At 59.7% G+C, this 1,488-nt stretch carries 2 protein-coding genes; both read left to right on the top strand.

Going from position 1 to position 1,488, the window contains the following annotated elements; genetic code table 11:
* The first annotated feature begins 177 nt into the window (after positions 1–177).
* Complete coding sequence (locus tag AWB69_RS45125; protein ID WP_062093222.1) at positions 178–945, top strand: COG4705 family protein; 768 nt, start codon at positions 178–180, stop codon at positions 943–945.
* Positions 946–1,011: 66 nt separating this feature from the next.
* Positions 1,012–1,413 (top strand): histidine kinase, encoded by a 402-nt coding sequence (locus AWB69_RS45120; RefSeq protein WP_407923092.1) that lies wholly within the window; start codon positions 1,012–1,014, stop codon positions 1,411–1,413.
* Positions 1,414–1,488 lie beyond the last annotated feature (75 nt).

Raw genomic sequence — 1,488 nt, 5'->3', positions numbered from 1 at the left:
CGGGTTCGACACGGCAGCCCGAGCGTTAAGGTACCCATAAGGTTCCATTGCATATAGTGCTCCGCAACGTAGTACCCAAAAGCCGGGCGCTTCATGTCCGGCAATCTGCTAATCGCAGTCGTGGGACACCAATGGAGAAAGAGCGTGAGTAACGTTACTAGCAGACATGTTTCCGACATGCTCAACAAAGTCCCGGAGGTGACCCTCGCTTTCTGGATTATCAAAATCATGTCGACGACAGTCGGCGAAACCGGTGCCGATTATCTGGCGGTCCACGTGGGTCTCGGCACCGCCGTAACGGGCGCGATCATGGGCACGTTACTGGTCATCGCGCTGGTGCTGCAGCTTCGCTCGCGCGAGTACGTGCCATGGATCTACTGGCTGTGCGTGGTACTCGTGAGCGTAGTGGGGACACAGATCACCGATGCCCTCACCGACGGACTCGGGATCAGTCTTTATGTCAGCACAACTGTTTTCGCCATCGCTCTGGCCGCGATTTTTGCGATCTGGTACCGCTGCGAGCGGACGCTGTCTATCCACACGATTGTTACCAGGCGGCGCGAGCTCTTCTACTGGGCTGCCATCCTGACCACGTTCGCGTTGGGCACGGCCGCCGGTGACCTGGCAACCGAAGCGCTCGGCCTTGGATTCAGGGTTGGCGTGGTCGCGTTCGGGGCGCTCATTGCGATCGCCACAGCTGCGTTTTATCTCGGCGCCGATGCCGTGTTGACGTTCTGGGTGGCCTACATCCTGACGCGCCCGTTGGGTGCATCGCTGGGTGACCTGCTATCACAGGCACGGACCTACGGAGGCCTGGGATTCGGCAACGTGACGACCAGCGTGGTGTTCCTGGTGGTTATCGTCGCTCTGGTCTCGCTCGTGAGCGTGGGCCGGAACCGATCGGGCCGAGCGACACCGTCAGACGGTCCATTCGACGCAGCATGATTCCTAAAAACCATTCGCTCGCGGTCTGAGCGGATCACCAGCACAGGAGAAAATCCAATGAACAGAATGACCCTTTCCCGCGCCCTTCTGGCCGCAGCGCTTGGCGTCACGGTAGTCGCAACCGGACATGTCTTCTCTTCAGCTCAGATCATTTCATCGGCTAACGCGGCGACGGCATCGACGCTCGGCGATCTGTCACCCTTCCGGGCGATTGTCGCCGATACCTCGGCCCTGGTGAACAAGGGCAATCTTGCCGGCGCGAAGACACGTATCAAGGATCTCGAAACCTCTTGGGATGAGGCGGAGCCCTCCCTGAAACCGCGCTCTGCAGCAGACTGGCATGTCGTCGATAAAGCCATCGATCGCGCATTGTCGGCACTGCGCGCGGGTACTCCGGACGCTGTGGAATGCAAGCGATCGCTGGCTGATCTTCTCAAGGAAATCGACCGCGTGAGCGGAAAGGCTTAAGTCCGGCAACCGCGTTCCCATTCGTTAGCGAAGCCCGTAGCGGATGGGAACAGTGGTGGGCGAGGTCCATAGCTG

Source organism: Caballeronia udeis (assembly GCF_001544555.2).
Taxonomy (GTDB): Bacteria; Pseudomonadota; Gammaproteobacteria; order Burkholderiales; family Burkholderiaceae; genus Caballeronia; species Caballeronia udeis.
This window is presented reverse-complemented; position numbering and strand designations above follow the sequence as displayed.

What these genes read in the sequence shown, in the direction of transcription:
- AWB69_RS45125 (WP_062093222.1), top strand. Translation starts at nt 178, where the DNA reads ATGCTCAACAAAGTCCCGGAGGTGACCCTCGCTTTCTGGATTATCAAA.
- AWB69_RS45120 (WP_407923092.1), top strand. Translation starts at nt 1,012, where the DNA reads ATGACCCTTTCCCGCGCCCTTCTGGCCGCAGCGCTTGGCGTCACGGTA.